At 46.5% G+C, this 15450-nt stretch carries 11 protein-coding genes; 6 read left to right on the top strand and 5 right to left on the bottom strand.

Annotated elements, in window-relative coordinates; all coding sequences use genetic code 11:
• Nucleotides 1–73 precede the first annotated feature (73 nt).
• On the bottom strand, nucleotides 74–1039 hold the full coding sequence (locus QUB56_RS26775) for a DMT family transporter (RefSeq protein ID WP_332959305.1): 966 nt from the start codon (nucleotides 1037–1039) through the stop codon (nucleotides 74–76).
• A gap of 97 nt (nucleotides 1040–1136) precedes the next feature.
• Nucleotides 1137–2081, bottom strand: coding sequence for a DMT family transporter (locus tag QUB56_RS26770; RefSeq protein WP_332959303.1), 945 nt, complete (start codon nucleotides 2079–2081; stop codon nucleotides 1137–1139).
• Between the two features lie 229 nt (nucleotides 2082–2310).
• Between QUB56_RS26770 and QUB56_RS26765 the strand changes: the two genes are divergently transcribed.
• Nucleotides 2311–3933 carry a mechanosensitive ion channel family protein gene (locus QUB56_RS26765; RefSeq protein WP_332959302.1) on the top strand — a complete coding sequence of 541 codons (1623 nt, stop codon included), beginning with the start codon at nucleotides 2311–2313 and terminating at the stop codon, nucleotides 3931–3933.
• Between the two features lie 67 nt (nucleotides 3934–4000).
• On the opposite strand, the gene QUB56_RS26760 is transcribed toward QUB56_RS26765, so the two are convergent.
• The 3 genes from QUB56_RS26760 to QUB56_RS26750 form a co-directional block, all read right to left on the bottom strand.
• Entirely contained in the window at nucleotides 4001–4276 is a 276-nt protein-coding gene (locus tag QUB56_RS26760) for a transposase (RefSeq protein ID WP_332959301.1), read from the bottom strand.
• A 281-nt stretch (nucleotides 4277–4557) separates the two neighbouring features.
• Nucleotides 4558–4683, bottom strand: a complete 126-nt coding sequence (locus QUB56_RS26755; RefSeq protein WP_332959299.1) for a transposase — start codon at nucleotides 4681–4683, stop codon at nucleotides 4558–4560.
• Complete coding sequence (locus QUB56_RS26750) at nucleotides 4649–5170, bottom strand: hypothetical protein (protein ID WP_332959298.1); 522 nt, start codon at nucleotides 5168–5170, stop codon at nucleotides 4649–4651. The genes QUB56_RS26755 and QUB56_RS26750 overlap by 35 nt, the downstream gene beginning before the upstream one ends.
• Nucleotides 5171–6188: 1018 nt before the next feature.
• Here QUB56_RS26750 and QUB56_RS26745 point away from each other — a divergent pair.
• From QUB56_RS26745 to QUB56_RS26725, 5 genes are all read left to right on the top strand, one after another.
• On the top strand, nucleotides 6189–8252 hold the full coding sequence (locus QUB56_RS26745; RefSeq protein ID WP_332959297.1) for a histidine phosphatase family protein: 2064 nt from the start codon (nucleotides 6189–6191) through the stop codon (nucleotides 8250–8252).
• Between the two features lie 705 nt (nucleotides 8253–8957).
• A complete protein-coding gene (locus QUB56_RS26740; protein ID WP_332959295.1) occupies nucleotides 8958–10355 on the top strand; it encodes a hypothetical protein in 1398 nt (465 codons plus the stop codon).
• Nucleotides 10356–10411: 56 nt separating this feature from the next.
• Nucleotides 10412–11413, top strand: coding sequence for a DMT family transporter (locus tag QUB56_RS26735; protein WP_332959294.1), 1002 nt, complete (start codon nucleotides 10412–10414; stop codon nucleotides 11411–11413).
• A gap of 710 nt (nucleotides 11414–12123) precedes the next feature.
• Nucleotides 12124–13635 (top strand): arginase family protein, encoded by a 1512-nt coding sequence (locus QUB56_RS26730; protein ID WP_332959293.1) that lies wholly within the window; start codon nucleotides 12124–12126, stop codon nucleotides 13633–13635.
• A complete protein-coding gene (locus QUB56_RS26725; protein WP_332959292.1) occupies nucleotides 13592–15382 on the top strand; it encodes an urea transporter in 1791 nt (596 codons plus the stop codon). The genes QUB56_RS26730 and QUB56_RS26725 overlap by 44 nt, the downstream gene beginning before the upstream one ends.
• Nucleotides 15383–15450: the final 68 nt, after the last annotated feature.

Genomic DNA, 15450 nt, shown 5'->3' with positions numbered 1-15450 from the left:
GATGTTAGACAGGCGAAGGCCTGCAATTGCTGTCTGAGCTTAGAATCCCCCGTGCTTCAGCCGGGGGAGTATGTCAAGTTAATTCGCGGGTTTCTTTAACGGCAGATTGACTCGATTGAGCTACATAGATACCGCATAAAATCACGACAAACGCCATCAAGTCAATGAAAGTCAAGCGTTCAGAGAAAATTACCCAAGCCAAGATTGAGGCAAGGACTGGCTCGAAAAGCAGCGTGACGGCGACGAACCCTGACGACAGCCTGCTGAGGCTGTAAGCCAAAAGTCCTTGACCCAACACTTGGCACAAGATGGCTTGCAAAATTACGAAAAACCACCCCATCCAGGAATGGGGAAACAATGTTTCTTCGGCGAGTGCGAGGACGGGAAACGCAAACATAGTCGTGAATGCGCAGCGCCACAGCAATAAGGTTGCCGTGGTAAATCGTTCTCGCAGCAGTTCTAGCAGTATCAGATACGCAGCAAAACAAATCCCCGATAGCAAGGCGACGGCATTGCCTTGTACTTGGTTGGTGGCAAAGTGCACGTCATCCAATCCCATAGCGATCGCTCCCGCCACTGCCACGACCATGCCAATGATGAATCTGCTATTATAGCGCCTACCTAATAACAACCACCCCCCCAAACCGACAAAGAGTGGGTTCAAACCACAAAATAACGTAACGTTGGCAACGTTGGTTTGAGTCAGCGACAAAGACCACAGCAGGAAGTAGGTCGCTCCGAAAGTTCCCAATGCTACCAATAGCCCGAATTCTCGTCTCGTAAAAGGCTTCTGTTCTACGGGTTGGCGCTCGGATTTTTGGCGGTCCAAAGCCTCAACTGTGCTCAACAAGCCAAAGACGATGGCAGCGATCCAGCCGCGATGGAATGCTACGGCATTTGAACCTATTTCTCGTTCGCACAGTTTGACGAGGATTGGTGCTAAAGATAGGGGGATCAGGCTGGCAAATAATGAAGCAGTTGCGATCCAAGCAGGTGTTCTGGACGACGGTTGCTGTGCTAATTCCAGTTTGGCTGTCATACTTTCTTTTTAGCAAATGTGTTGACATCGAGTTGTGCTGATTTTTTGAGTCAAGTCTTTTTCAGTTGCTTACCGTTGAAACAAACAGTAATGGTGACTACCCGCTCTCTAGGCGATTTTGTGGGAGACGAACAGCAGCTTGGCTAGATACGGCTACGTATAGACCGATGAGAACTAGGGCAAAACCTACCCAATTCGAGAAACTTAACTTTTCCCAAAATATTGCCCAAGCCAAAATGCTGCTAAATACTGGCTCTAACAAATGTACTAAGGAGACAACCACTGAGGACAAGCCAGCAACGCTATATGTTAAAAGTCCCTGACCTAAAACTTGGCAGACGAGGGCGAGAAAAATGACGAACAGCCATCCATTCACTGAAGAAGGAAAAACCCGCTCTTGAGCGAACACAAGCATGGGCAAGATGGATAGGGTAGCGATCGCACAAACCCACAACTGAATTGTGATGGGGTCAAATTTGGTTCTCAGTTGTTCTACCACCAGCAGATATGCACCCATGAAAACCGCAGAGACGATGGCAGCTATGCCTCCTGTTACCTCACCAGTTGCCATGTGTATCTGCTCGATTTCAATGGCGATCGCTCCGCCAATGGCGACGACCATCCCAATCAGAAATTGGCGGTTAAAGCCTTGACCGAATAACAACCAAGCTCCTAAGGTGGTAAATATCGGGGTAAGATTATGTAGGATTGTCGAGACAGCGACGCTGGTTTGAGTCAGCGACCAAGCTACAAAGGCTAAGGTGGCAGCAAAAAAAATCCCAGCACCCACCAATAGCAAAAGCTCCTGACAGGTGTATGAATGCTGTGGAACGGGTTTGTCACCAGAAAGTCTCTGCCGTATTACCTTGTATGCTTGGGACAGCCCGAAGACGACACTACCTAGCCAAAAGCGATTAAATATTGTAGCATTGGGGCTGAGTTCAGATTCACTCCATCTAATGAAGATAGAGCCAAAAGATATGGCGACTACACCGACAAATAATGAGGCGATCGCCATCGTCGTTTTATTGGATTCATTCATCAGGGGTGAAACAAATATAAAACAGAAAAATCTATGATTTGCTCTGAAGCAACTGTGCTTCCTGGCGATCGAGAAGTCTTCTCTAGTAAATCCCGGAGCTAAATGCTTGTTTTAGTTTTTTTATATTTTTATTTTTGAAATATCGTCCCTTTATTAATTAACACTTATTTAAAACTATGTCAAGCACCATTTTTTACATACTTTACGGCTCTATGGAGTCGGTTTCCAAATGACGACGACCCGCAGTTATACGTTTCTGTTAGCCATTTTTTCGGCTCCAGGATGGGGTGCTTTTTTGCTTAACTTCGGCATTCTTGGTGTTGTCGTTATTGTTCTCTACCTACTGTTTGGTATTTTGCGGGGGGTTTTCCGTCAGTTTACCTCCGACCTGGCCTTAGTTGCACTCAACGTCTCACAAACGCCGCTGACACTCATTGTGCTGACGATCGGTTTCAAGTTGGCATTGCAGACGCTATCTATCACTCCTACAATTTACATTAGTTGGTTCCAACGAGGCTTGACCGCTTTTATTGTCCTTCTCGCCGCCTTTTGGGCGGTTCAATTGCTCACCGAGGTTGTGACCTATGGTTTTAGGCAGTATGCCGCACGCTCGGAGGCAATGTGGGATGATGTTCTGACTCCCATCCTACAAAATGTTCTCCCTTTAATTGTTTACTTAGTGGGTGGACTGCTGTTTCTCCAGGCATTCGGTGTTGACATCCAAGGTGTGTTAGTTGCAATCGGAGGAATCAGTTTTATCTTGGGGTTTGCGCTAAAAGACATTCTGGCAAACTTCTTCAGTGGGTTAGTCTTGCTCATCGATACACCGTTTCGCTTTGGGGATGTGATAGAGCTAGCCAACGGTAAAAGAGGCGTGATCAAACACATTGGGCTGCGATTAACCGAACTGTATCTCATTGACACGCACTCACTGATTTACATTCCCAATGCCGCGTTTGAAGGGCAGAACATTATTAACCTCAGCCGTCCGACCAATCATTACTACTACACGATCTCCATTCCCATCAAAGCAGATGTTGCCCCGGCCCTAGCCATCTCCATGATGGAAAAAGTCGTGCTGGGACACCCGGATACTATGGGCGAAATAAACAAGAAGTTAGAATTAGTTGACGAGTTTTATGGGTACTCTTTACCAGGGGTAAAAGCGCAACAGAAGCGAGAGACGGGACGGCAACGCTTGTTAGCTGAATCTGAGGTGAATACTGTACTAGCTGAGATTGAAATGGGTTTGGCGCACCTAGCCGATCTCATCTCCCAATTAGAAAAGAGCGGATTAGATGTAGAGGAGCGGCGAACAGTGCAAGCCTACTATGTGGAACTTTGTCAAAAGATTGGACTGGAATCAAAAAAGTCCGATCGACATGACCGTCGCAGACGCTTGCTCAGTGAAGCTACGGGAACAGTATCCGAGAGTACGTTGATTGGGCTGATCCGCCGTTGGTATAAGTACTGGTTGAAAGACCCTGACCTATTTCAAGAAGACCAGCAAACGTTGAAGCAAGAGTGGGAACAGAAGATTGATTTGTTGAAGATCAAAGTCAACAAGCTGTTCTGGGCAATTAGTAATCCCAAAGGGTTAGATACGCGATTAGACGATCTGGTAGAACGTTTTCGCGAATGGTTGCGAGAAAACTTCAAGAGTTCACGCAATGAATGGCAAGACCCCAAAATCTGGATCGATGACCTGAAGGGAGATTACACGCGAGACACGCTGGTGCGGTTCTATGTCGATGACATCAAGTTGGAACATTGTGAACGGGGACAGCGGATTCTTAGCGAAATGCGGCGCGAGATCGTCTGGCATTTGCGTCAGTCATATTTGTCTAATTGATTATGAGATTGTTGTTGACACTCCCCGGCCTTGAAGGCGCGGAGATTCTTGGATCAATCAGTCGAACTTATCTCTGTTTTGCTGCCATCAAAGAGTAGAGATCGGTCTGTCCCCAAGCGTTGATTTCGGTGTGCCCCACCGTATTTAAATTCAAATTAATTCCTGCTTGCTTCAACCCTTTAACCAAAATATTGCGAGCTGCGTTGTAGTCACGATCTAACGTCGCACCGCAATCGCAAATATGGGTTCTGGTTGATAGCGTTTTCTTGACAGTATTGCCACAACTTGAACAATCTTCCGAGGTGTATTGAGGTGGAACAGCAATTACTGTTTTGCCGTACACATTTCCAAAATACTCTAACCATTGAGCAAATTGTGACCACGCTAATCGCTAATCGACTTAGCAAGTTTATGGTTTTTGACCATATTCCGTACTTGAAGGTCGACCTAGGCTACAAAATCGCGCTTATTTTACCGCGCCGGGCGTCGTCTTTATAACGAAGTCTTTACGCTGCCGACTAACCTTCAGGTGTTTTCTTCCTAACTTGTCGATCGCTTTTTTTCGATTGCCAGAGCTTTTCTTCTTCCCTTGAAACTCGCTTTTGCAATCTCTTCAAAGCTTTTTCACTTTGAAAGGAGGTGGCGAGGGTTCGCGACTGTTTCACCATCGCTATCGGTATAGAAATGGTTCAATCCCACGTCTATTCCAATAGCTTTACCAGTCGGAATAAGTTCCTCTTTTCGCTCCACATTGATGCAAAGTTGTGCGTAGTATCCGTCGGCACGACGCACCACTCTGATTCGCTCGCATTTCATCGGGTGCATAGAAATGCAAATCCCGACTACCGACTAATTTGAACTTTCCAGCAGCAAAGCTGTCCTTAAATGTCAAACATCTTTTGTCGGCAGAAAGTAGCCATCCTGATGTTTTGTATTCGACAGAGCGAGTATTTTTCTTAAACTTTGGGTAGCCTTTTTTGCCTGGTGTTTTTGCTTTGCAATTAGCGAAAAAACGTTGGATAGCAAAAATGGCACGTTCGGCAGAAGCCTGACGTGCCATTGAGTTAAGCTTGCCTGCCCATTCAAACTCTTTTGCCATAATGGCGCATTGTTTGTACAGATCAATTAGCTTAACTCCTTGATTGTCTATCCAATATCTAAGAGTTTTGTTTCGGACAAATTGAGCTGTTCTGATCATCTCGTCGATGACCCGATATTGCTCGGCTTTGCCTTTCAACTTAAACTCTAGAACTATCATGACAAAATCTTATCACTTTTGCGAAAGCTTTTAGTTACAAAATACGTATATTTAACAATTATTTGCAATAAGTGGAAATTAAAGCCGGCCACTGAAGAAGGGGCTTTAGACCCAATTTTTTGGTAAATTAACAAAGCATCTGAGTATATCAGCCGATCGGATATTCCGTCTCTACGGTATTCTCAAGCCAGCTTCACGCTCAGCAGGGGTGAGAGCAACATTGCAGAAGCTGTTAGACCAAGGCGCGAGCTCTCCTAAACTCATCCTTAATCTGCAGCCCATCTCAAGAATCTGTTGGTTTGGGAGGGCAAGAGCGAGCTGGACTTTCTTTATCGAAAAATATTGCGCCCGATCGGTTGGAGATTTGGGTAGTCTTCATGTTGTCTTTTGTGCGATCGATCCTGCGTTAAGTAGTGTTGCTAAAATCCGAGCATTCTCATTGCTGTCAACAAATGACGAGTTGGGGACGAGTTTAGGTTTGACCTCGTTTAATGCCTGTCAGTTCTTCGATTTTACCGGCAGATTCTTTAATTGTGCTGGGGAATTTCTTCAAAGTATGATTTTAATTGAGCTCGGTGGACTTGCCGAGCGCTTTGAGGACGATAAGAAAGTTAATTGCTTTAACTTTTCAATTCTTCTAAGCTGAGAGAAACTAGACTAATTTAATTTTTTTCTTATGGTGATTTTCCCAGAATATTGGCGGGACAAAAAGCACAGTTTATGACCGTGCAAAGTATAAGTAGATGAGTATGAAAATACACAAAGTCAAAAGCGAGGGAAACGAAGTGAAGCGAAGCAATCGAGCGTAACCCCGCTCGATTTACATTCTGTTACATGAAGTGGTGTATTTGCACCCACCTACTTACGATCGGAACGGTCTACGATCGCGGTTTCGTGGTAGAGTGCTTTTGGTTGTTAACTCGTGTGACTTAAAAGTCTGAAAATTCAATCGTCGAAAAGAATCTAAATCCTGTTTAAGGCGTAGTGAAACTAAATAATGAACACTCGAAACTTAGATGACCAGGTAGAAAGTAGCGAAAATGGATCGATCGAAGTTACAAGTAAATTCCACGATGCAGCCACAACAACTTCTGCAGCTTCACCAAAAGAATTCAATGCAGAACAGCTAGGACGTGTCTACTTTATTCGGCACGGCGAAAGTACCAGTAACGAACGCAACATTTTTGCAGGAGTTCTGGATGTTGACCTCACATCCTTTGGCCGATTGCAGGCGCGCCGTGCAGGTGTTGACCTGAAAAAAAAAGGTACAAAGTTTGACGCAGTATATGTCTCCCACATGAGACGCGCACGGCAAACCTGTGAAATAGCCCTTGCTGAAAGTCAAGCACTAAAGTCGCCAAATACCCCCGTTGAGATAGACCATCGAATTAGCGAAAAATCCTTTGGCATTTTTGCGGGTCGCAACCTAAATTTGCTGCGTCTAGCACTGGGCTACGAAGGGTTCGAGGAAATGTTGCACTCGCACAACGAAGCACCTCCGGCTGGCGAAAAGATTGCCCAAGTTTACTCTCGCGCTGCCCGTTTCTACGAGGACAAGGTTGTACCGCACTTGGAACGCGGTGAAACAGTTCTAGTAGTGTGCCACCAATATGTGTTGGAGCCTCTAGCACTTTATTTAAGCGGTCTGCCGCCGACAGCTTATAAACACCTGAAACTTCCCAACGGTAAAGCTCTCAGCGGTGTGGATCTCGTCAAGTTTCGCGACAAGGAATCTGGTGGTGCCGCTTCTGTGCGGAAAGAGATCAACGATCTTTCAATTATGTGGGCGATTTTGATCTATGCCGCCGCCTTCTTGCTGGGAAGCTTGGCAAGGGCAATCAGCACCTCAGAAGCAGGGATTCCGTCAGTCCTATTTCGAACAATAATCGTTGCGTGTCTTGCCGCCTCAACGTTTTATACCTACCTAGACATTGACTTTGCAGCGAGTAAACGCAAAGTAACCTCTACTGTGAAGTATCTAGTTTACGGGTGGATGGCAGTGCGATGGGCAGTTGGGCTATTTTTAATATTTTCGGGATTTTTGTATCAGAGCGAAGCGGATCTGTACAAAATTTTGTGGGTGCTGTTTTGGATGGTTCCCCCAGCCCTTACTTCCCCTGTTTTATCCGTGCTTTGGGGCGGTAATCTTTATCCGTCGGCTTTATTGTCAAGAACGCTATCAATCGTTGCTCCACTGGCGCTTCTGGCTACATTGAAGGTTGCCAATTTACCCATTAATGTTGACAGCCTGATATTTTTCGGCGTCATTCTAATTTTAGGTCTGGCAATACCGGGTGCGATCGCCCAGTTGTGGCGCGACAAATCCCCGGTTGAATCAAACCACCACAGTAAAAACTGGAAATTCATCGGAGTGCTTGCTGTCGCATTCATGGCTTTGGCAACAGGCTTTCAGTTTACTCCATCAACCTTCATTTCGGATCTATTTTCTTCAACCGCTCCGAACCGCTCCCTAGCCTGTCTGCAACAACTAGCAATTGCAACTTTAGTGTTTGTCTCAATGCGCCTAGTAGCTACATTAACCTCAGTATTTACAAAAGGCAAGCTAAGTAAGGCAGAAGCTCGGGATGCTTATATCCTGCTTGTGAATCCCAACTTTTTCCTTTGGGCGGCTCTTTTCATCGGAGTTAGTGCAACTGCAAATCCCGAAGCCGTAAGATATGCAATTTTTTGGGCAGCGCTGGGGTTCTTCTGCATACCGCTCATCGAACAGATCTTGTTCATGAATTCCTTTGGCAATGACATACTGAGAGAAACACTGCGTTCTTCGAGAGTGGCAACAGAAGATATCAAAAAGCTTTTCCTGCAATTGGATACGGATGCAAGTAAGTCGCTCGATCGATCGGAGATTATGGAGCTGTTAGGGCTAATCGAAGATATGACAACAGGCGAACGTAGCTCTGAAGAAGTCAGAAGCTACATCACTGATTATCTTTTTAATACTCTTGACTCCGATAAAAATGGCAGTGTTGATTTAGCAGAGTTAGAAGAGTACATATCAACCTATGGGTTGGTTGCTAACCTTAACGTTGCTCAAATCTAAACTTTGGCTCAATAAGCCATAACATCTTTCCTTAGGGTAGGGGTAGTCAAGGCACAAAACTTAGGAAATTTGCACAACCGAAAACCAACTCTAAGCTGCGGAGCATCTAAATTGAATGCTTAGAGGTGTTCTCCTGCCCGTTCCACAAAAATTGTAAAAAAATTGACTGTCAAATTAGATGCACAGCAGCTTACCCTTTTATTTACATCTACCGAGGAAACGCTCTCTGGCAAAAATCGCACGCTTCACCCGAAGTCCTATCGCTGGAATATTAGCCTAGCCATCGGAAACCGGGCCCCAAATGCTGGATCGCATTTGATATAGCTAACCGAAGACGATCGGCGCTTAGTCGCCACCGATTAACTACAAGATTATGAAAATACACAAGTAGTCAAAAGCGAGGGAAACGAAGTGAAGCTAAGCAATCGAGCGTAACCCCGCTCGCTTTACATTCTGTTACATAAAGAAGTGTATTTGCGCCTACCTACTTACTTGTTTAACCTGGATGATTATGGTAATATTTATTATGAAGGGGAACACTATATTGATATCTATGTGCTTGTAATTTTCCGGTCAAGGGTGGGATCTGCTGTTAAATCAACAGCTATCGCTCTGACTAACTGGTTAAAATCTCAAGAACATGGAATAAAGACATAATTGAACTAATCAACTTATTACTTGAGGATTATAAATTGTAGATGTCAAATGGTAGAAGCTATCAAATTTAACAATAATCAAACCACCACAACCGATTGGCGACTCACTCCGGGCTACTTGCATGAAGGCAGATCGGATTTTGAATCCGCACATATTTTGTTAGGTCATTTTTTAGCCGATAGAACCTCAGAAGACCCGCTTTTGGAAAAAGAACTATTTGCCAGCGACGGCATTTTTGAGTGGGGACAGGCCAAGCCTTTAGAAAAAGTGATTAATTCACGGTCAGACTTGGATTTTCTACTGTTGCATCCCAATTTGTTACGCAACTGTATTACTATCATTGAACCTTGGGAACACGTAGGCGTTAACGCTAAGGGCGAAGATGTTCGGGCTTCCAAAAATGTCGCTTACATTGCTCAGAAAGTTGCCGATATGGACTCAGTATTACTACCTCTTTGGTCCACAGGAGTCCTCGAACCAGAAATAGTTGTTCCCGCAATTAACTCTGGTTATGCAGTGCTAGTCGAAGGCGGCGATCCATCAACCTACGATGCCTCCACCTGGACAAGTCCGGCCTGTCCGCGAGAGGATATGTTTGCATTAGTGGACAAACTATTGATCTCGCGATCGCCCACCAGTGCTGCTGCAATATTCATTTGTGTGGGACACCAGTTAGCTGCGGAATCTCATATACGGCTCATCCGTCGTGCAGTTAAAGAAGTTTTGGACACGACATCTCTGGATCGCGATCGCTCAGGCATGGGTCTGAGATCGTTGCAAGAAGTCTGCCAGCGCATCGAAGCAATGGGCAAGATACTCCAAGTCAAAAAGCGTGATGGACGAGTTGTTGCCAATGGCTGGAATGATGAGCATTTTGCTGTGACGCGCAATGAATTAAAAGAAGTAGGCGATCGTGTGTTGTTGCCTTATCAGTCTCCCGACGGCGATGCCTTGGGTATTCCTTGGGAACTCATTCATGCCCACGATGTAACTGCTGATGCACATGAAGGTGTGATTGATACAACGATTCAATACGAGCGTGAAGTATCAATTTCAATGTTTGATTCGGATGAAGTCAACGAAGAAGCAATATTGTTTGCAAACTGGGCTTACCGCAGTATTCATGACGCTATTGTTCCCGATCGGCATATCATCGCTGGTAGCTCTCTGAGTTGGCTAATACAACTGCCAGACTCCATTGAAATTCTTTGTTCAACAGCAGAGGAAGATGGTGAAATAGTTACCGAATGTTCTGCAACCTGCATTAACTACAAAGACTTTGAAAGTAAGAAAATTAGACGCTCGTTTACTTGCCAGTTCCATCCAGAACTGCTCTCGGATTTGCGTGCGATCGGTAACAGTGAAGCTCCCTCCTATTCAACTTTAAAAAATGATGATGGTGTCCGCTTATTTGTGCGGCTGCTGTATGCGGGAATGCAAGAGTAATGCTATTAGCTTGCGCCACCTTTTGCGTGGCGCAATTACTACTTTGAGGAGTGAAGATGACCATTGAACTGAAACCATCACAGCCACAGATAGAGCAGGCACCAAGTGCGATCGCGCAAGAACTCCAAGGCAGTATCGGACTAATTTCGTTATTTCTGGCAATCCTTGCCTTATCCTTTGCCGCCATCTTCATCAGATTGAGCGAACGGGAACTCGGTCCGGTGGCGACGATATTCAATCGCTTCTGGGTAGCCACTGTCATTTTAGGATTGGGGAAGGTGTTCCAGACCTTGAGGGAAAGACACTCCCACGACTCCTTGGTCCAAAAGCAGCATTACACAGTCAGCGATTTAGTCTTGTTGCTAGTAATGAGTTGTTTTTTCTCAGCCACATTAATAACCTGGGCTTGGTCGCTCACCCAGACAAGTGTCGCTAACTCTAATCTGCTGCATAACATAACCCCGCTGTTCACGACTCTGATGGGATGGCTGTTTCTGAGTCAATGTTTTGAGGGCAAATTCCTCATTGGCATGGTAATCGCCATCAGCGGATCGATCTTAATTGGACTGGGCGATTTGCAGCTAGCGAGTGATAACTTCACAGGTGACTCGCTTGCCATGCTATCTGCCGTCTTTTCTGCCGCCAATCTGTTAACTGTAGAAAAACTTCGAGCCAAGTTTTCAGCAACAACCATACTCCTGTGGTGTTCCTTCTTGGGGGCATTGTTAACTTTCCCCATCGTTTTGCTAACGGAAGATGTACTTTTTCCCTATTCCTGGGCTGGGTGGTTGGCAATAATTGCCCAAGCATTAATCTGCCAAATTTTGGGTCAAAGCCTTCAGGCTTATAACCTCAAAGGATTTTCTTCTGGGTTCGTTGCCGTGTTCTTGTTGCTCGATCCAGTGATTACTGCCATACTTGCTTGGATAATCTTTGCTGAAAACTTAACTCCTCTGAACTGGTTGGCGTTTTCTGTAGTTTTGGTAGGTATATACCTGGCCAAATCTAGCCAAGGTGCTGAAAAATTAACGATTCCGGAAAATAAAAATTATTTTTGACTGATGTAATACTTTTCCTACACTTTAATCTTTCACCCTTGATTATTCAAAATCTATAACTTTAGGATACTGAAGGTAATTTGCAGCCTAAACGCAGAGGTAAACCACAATATCTTTCCGAGAACCGCTATATAGCAATCCTCGCATCAGTTTCTATAACGGACAGGCTAAACGCCTCTTAATCAATGTCACTCTTGCTCTGCCTCGCGAAAATCGAGGCTCTTCCTCCGGATCTGCGTTACCAGGCTCTGCCCATTGGTGACAACTTAGGAAGTTGTCACCAATGGGCCCTAGCAAAGACCGATATCTCAATGAGCGGTACAGGCGCTCGGAAATTGTCAATCGCGTCAAGGTCTTTATCCGTTAAGAGCGATCGCGCCCCTTGGAACCAACCTAAGCTTTCAGTTGGGAAATTAATTTACCAAACATACCAATTTAGTATATTGACAAAATGAACTAATTCTGATTAAGGCAACTTTCAGCAATATAACTTTACACAAAGATACTAACTTTATCTATTTCACATTCAGCCAAACAACTAGACAATACCCAGAAGACTTACTGAACCACATCTAGAAAAAATAAAAATATAGCGGTTCTTGGGTAGATGAGGTACGCAATTCTACTTAAAAAGCTTGACAGCACAGGGCTTCGGGGTACTACATCTTTCAGATCGAGTCGAGATTATTTATTAAATGGAGCATAGAGACATGATAAACACCATAAACATTGCTGAGGAACGGCTAGCCGAATTTGAGCGCGTCTTCAATTTGTTTGATGCAAATGCTGATGGTTCGCTAACACGCCAAGAAATCACAGAAGCCCTGGAAGTGCTTGGTCAGGGCATTTCCTTGGCCGATCGCGCCAACCTGCTCGATCGATGCGATAAAGCAGGAGTTGTGACGCGGGGTTCCTTTATCGAATGGATGGCAAGTCGCGAAGATTTGGATATTGCAGCGGACCTACGGCAGATCTTCAATTTGATCGATACCGACAAGAGTGGCAAGCTGTCGGCTGAGGAATTGATCGAGATCGTTCGCTGTTTCAACACAGCAGCAACCAACGCCGAAATCGAAGCAGCCATCAAAAAGGCAGATATAGACGGCGACGGCGAGATTGATTTCGAGGAGTTCATCGCCAGTCAGTCCCTGTGGTCAGACCTCAAAATCACCATCGGTGCATTGCGTAGCTTCAAGAAAATCCTGGTGCAGTATGCCAAGGTTGCTGAGATCTCCTCGATCGTACTCGTTGAGGTAGATTCCGAACTGGGTGCGGGAACGAGGGGTTCATCAATGGGCATTAATGCACTTAAGACGGCAGCACTCCAGAAACAGGCAGCTCGGATGCATGCTGAAAATGGCATTTTGAGCATGGATAGCCTGCGGGTGCAAACCGAAAATAGTGCGCTCTTCCGCGCTCAGAAACACAAGCACGCTAAATACATTGACTCGGCATACAAAGTATTCGCACGTGCCACTGATTTAGTGGCCGAAGCCTTGCAGAAAGGTTTATTTCCCGTAGTTCTTGGTGGAGATCACTCGACCGCTGCTAGCACTATTGCCGGGATTAAAAAGGCGTTTCCCGATCGCCGACTTGGCGTAGTCTGGATTGACGCTCACGCCGACATCCATTCGCCATTCACCTCGCCCTCGGGAAATATGCACGGGATGCCGCTAGGAATAGCCCTTGCCCATGATAACTTGGCGAAACAGATCAACGATGTAGACCCAGAAACGGCCCAACTGTGGCGGATGTGTCAGGCTCTCGGTTTGCCGGACGGCCCAAACCTGGACATCAACGACCTCGTGTACGTCGCGGTTCGAGATACCGAGGAGGCGGAAGATCACCTGATAGAAACCCACAATATCCTCAATATTACTGCAGAGCAGATGCGGGAAATTGGCCCAGAAGCCGTGGCACAACGTTGCCTCCAGAAGCTGGCGGAGGTTGACTTAATCTACGTCAGCTTCGACGTAGATAGTATGGATTCTGCGATTTCAATGGGGACTGGGACACCGGTTACAGGTGGCATCTTGGTTGAAGAAGCCCGCATTTTCAACGAGACTCTTGTTAAAGATCCTCGCGTCTGCTGTTGGGAAATCTGCGAAATCAACCCCGTGATCGATACCCTGAACTCTATGGCTGAGAACTCCCTAGGCATCTTCCAAGGTGTGGTGGATGCGATCGCTTCTCGCCTGGAAAAAACGTCGAAGCAAAGCTGAGCTCCGCTTTGCCTGCTTTCGTGAAATGTCCGCTGCACGCACCCGTGCAGCGCCTGCATTTAGTAGCAAAAAATTAGGTAAAACAAGTATGGCGGATCACCCTTCGGTAGGACTCAAAGGCGATGAGGCATCACCCCTGCACGAACTAATTTCCCAGATATTAGTGTCAGACGAGTCATCCCAGGGGGGCGAGGCTAGCAGACTGCCGATGTTGGGAACGATGCAACAGCTAAACCAGCGTCTGGTCAATCAACCCGGATTGGATTTTATTAACTACACGCTGCGCGGGATCGGGCAGGTGATCTTTCTCAACAATCCCCTCAGCGGACTGCTGATTCTGGCGGCGCTGTTTATCCAGTCACCCTGGGTTGGCACCATGGGGCTGGTGGCAGTCGTGGCATCGACGCTGACAGCGATCGGGCTGAGACTGGATCGAGACAGCATTCGCAACGGTCTGTTCGGCTACAACGGCCTGTTGGTCGGGGCGGCGCTGGCAACCTTTGGTATGTCGGGCAACGGAGCCTGGAACCCAGCGTGGGCGATCGCCGCGATCGTTTTCTCGGCGATGACAACCATTGTCATGAAGACGGTGGGCATCTGGTTTGTCACCAAGTTCAAAGTTCCCCTGTTGACCCTACCGTTTAACATTGCCACCCTGCTATTCTTAAGCGCGGTGTTATTTTTGCCCCAGCCCTACTTCAACTTGGGAGCACCAGCACCGTCAGCAACTACATCCAACGCACTCGACTGGTTTCGGATTGCCCAGTCGCTGCCGATCGGCTTTGGACAGGTGTTCCTTGCAGACAAGCTCGCCTCCGGCATCCTGGTTTTGCTCGCAGTTGCGCTCTGTACGCCCCTTGGAGCAGCAGTGGGTCTGCTCGGCTGCATTTTAGGAGTTCTCGCGGGCGGGCTCCTCGGGGTTCTTCCAGAGAAACTGTACGCAGGATTGTGGGGCTACAACGCTGTCCTTTGTGCGATGGCAATTGGTGGCGTGTTCTATGCACCAACAGTCCGCAGTATTCTCATCGGTGCAGCGTGCGCCTTCCTTGGTGCGATCGCAGGCGGTGTCCTCGGTGCCATTTTTGCGCCTCTAGGTCTGCCAGTCCTGACCTTGCCCTTCTGTATCGTGACAATCGGTTTCTTCTTAGTTTTGCAGCGAAGTCTCCCATCGCTGGTTCCAGTTGCACTACACGCCGTGACCAGTCCCGAGGAGCATTCGCAAAGATACCTCGCCGCCAAGCACATCATTAATAACTTTCGCCGCCAGCTAGAAGCCGCGATGGTCGGCAAGCGTCGCAATTTCTTCCTAGAGAAAGCTTCTGCATCAATTAAGGGCGACCTGCGTTATCTGTTTGATGCTATTGATACAAATCGCAACGGTGAAATATCCGCAGGGGAATTGACAATGCATTTGCGCCAAGCAGGTCTGGGTCAGTTTGAAGGCGATCTGGCGTATCTCTTCAAATGTATGGATGTAGACGGCAGTGGTAGTATTGATTTCGAGGAGTTTGGGGAACTAATGCTCCGACACCGATGCTTGATTTCCAAATACACAGAATTCGTCACCTACTTTCTGCCAATAGATGCCAACCAAGACGATTCCATAAGCATTGATGAGATAAAGGTCGTCATGGCGAGCGTAGGTGAAGCGTCCCTGTCAGTCGATGAAGTTGCATTTTTGCAAGCCCGGACATCTGGACACCCGATGACCTGGAATCAGTTTATCGAGGTGCTGCTGGTGACTTGAGCCTCGCTTCCGATTTTTATTATTAAGCTGTGGCTGAAGCACAGAGATTGAACCAACTATAAAAACTC

The sequence above is a fragment of the Microcoleus sp. AR_TQ3_B6 genome (assembly GCF_036702785.1).
Lineage (GTDB): Bacteria > Cyanobacteriota > Cyanobacteriia > Cyanobacteriales > Microcoleaceae > Microcoleus.
This window is presented reverse-complemented; position numbering and strand designations above follow the sequence as displayed.